Genomic DNA, 1,898 nt, shown 5'->3' with positions numbered 1-1,898 from the left:
CCCTTAGCCGGGCGTTATACCTAAAAGGGAAAGTTATGAAAAATGTAATTGATATATTAGCGAGACGTAAGGCTAGAGAGTTCATGTGTAAATATACAGAAGACTCTAGAGGAATATTTGTAGACGGCAATGGTAAATTAATACATAAGTCAGAGTTTGGTGAATATAGAGAAAGAATTGTAAAAGAGTTGCTCTCTTGTTTTTTACCAACATATTATAAGTTTGGTGAAGGGTTTATTGTTGATCGAAGTAATGAAAGAACCACGCAATGTGATGTTGTAATATATAATGGTATAGAAACACCAAGAATAGAAACAGATGACTTGCGCAGATTTTATCCAATAGAAACGGTATATTCTATTGGTGAAGTCAAATCGAAACTCAGTAAGACTCAGTTGAAAGAAGCATTGCTGAAGTTAATGGAGGTAAAGAAAATAAGAAATAATGAACCTGTTTCGACAATGCCAATTAATCCTTTCAATGAAGATTTGACTCATGAAAAAAGGCATTTAGAGATTAGCGAACCTGAATATCGTAATAAATGTGAAACCATTACTTTTTGGAACCCAAGCTTTAATGAATTCCAAAATGTTGTTAGTTTTTTAGTTTGTGAATCAATTAATTTTGGTGATGAAGACATTTTAGATGTGATCGCAGATATTTATCCTCCCTCAATAGAGGATGCATCTAGAAGACATAATTTCATTTTAAGTATTGAAGATGGTTTTATCTCATATAATACGTCCGACGATAATGATAAGTTAATGCCGTATAACTTTCCTAATCGAGGAGAAATTGCGACATCTTATCGCTTTGTTGAACCATCTGATGAAGGAGACCATATTTTGGCTTTTCTTTCCAGTTTGGTCGATGCAGTTAGCAAAAACTGCATTTATAAGTTTGATATATGCTCATATGTTGGTTCTTTTAAAGAAAAAAATGCACCAATGAGATAGGCTTAGTATCAAGTTTGAAGTGGGTGTTTTAAGTGTCTGTTTTTGCTGGTTTTGTTTTTGTTGAGAACTTTCAGGTAAATGGTAGTCTTCACATCAAATGTTTTTGGAGCTACAGCATGGAAAAATCAAAGCAATCATATAATCAAGTGAACTTCTCACATCAGGACTTGCAAGAATATATCTTTAGCAATTGTACTTTTATACATTGTAATTTTAAGCGCTCAAACCTTCGAGATACACAGTTCATTAACTGTACTTTCATAGAGCATGGGGCACTAGAAGGGTGCGATTTTTCTTATGCTGATCTTCGAGATGCTTCATTTAAAGATTGTCAGCTTTCAATGTCCCATTTTAAGGGGGCAAATTGCTTTGGTATTGAACTGAGAGATTGCGATCTTAAAGGCGCAAATTTTAGCCAAGTTAGTTTTGTAAATCAGGTTTCGAATAAAATGTACTTTTGCTCTGCATACATAACAGGTTGTAACTTATCCTATGCCAATTTAGAGCAGCAGCTTATTGAAAAATGTGACCTGTTCGAAAATAGATGGATTGGTGCAAATCTTCGAGGTGCTTCATTTAAAGAATCAGATTTAAGTCGTGGCGTTTTTTCGGAAGACTGCTGGGAACAGTTTAGAGTACAAGGCTGTGATTTAAGTCATTCAGAGCTTTATGGTTTAGATCCTCGAAAGATTGATCTTACAGGTGTAAAAATATGCTCGTGGCAACAGGAGCAGTTACTGGAGCAATTAGGGGTAATCATTGTTCCTGACTAAGCGCAAGATTCGGCTACGCACATAACAAACGGCTCAAGAGGGATTGCTAACGCGTGGCGGCTTTAGTACAAAATTGAAGCTCAGTGTTTACAGTGTGTTTTTTGAGTTCGGTGGTGCGTTGTCAACCCCTTAGCCGGGCGTTATGTGATCTTGTAAATTCAGCTACATA

At 35.8% G+C, this 1,898-nt stretch carries 2 protein-coding genes; both read left to right on the top strand.

The window, feature by feature from the left end; all coding sequences use genetic code 11:
• On the top strand, window positions 1-956 hold a 956-nt coding region (locus tag DD616_RS17250), incomplete at its 5' end, for a DUF6602 domain-containing protein (protein ID WP_208871986.1).
• A gap of 116 nt (window positions 957-1,072) precedes the next feature.
• Entirely contained in the window at window positions 1,073-1,729 is a 657-nt protein-coding gene (locus tag DD616_RS17245) for a QnrVC family quinolone resistance pentapeptide repeat protein (protein WP_208871985.1), read from the top strand.
• Window positions 1,730-1,898: the final 169 nt, after the last annotated feature.

This window comes from Vibrio anguillarum, from assembly GCF_003390515.1.
Lineage (GTDB): Bacteria > Pseudomonadota > Gammaproteobacteria > Enterobacterales > Vibrionaceae > Vibrio > Vibrio anguillarum.
This window is presented reverse-complemented; position numbering and strand designations above follow the sequence as displayed.

Coding starts and splice junctions, on each gene's coding strand:
- DD616_RS17245 (WP_208871985.1), top strand. CDS start 1,073: ATGGAAAAATCAAAGCAATCATATAATCAAGTGAACTTCTCACATCAG.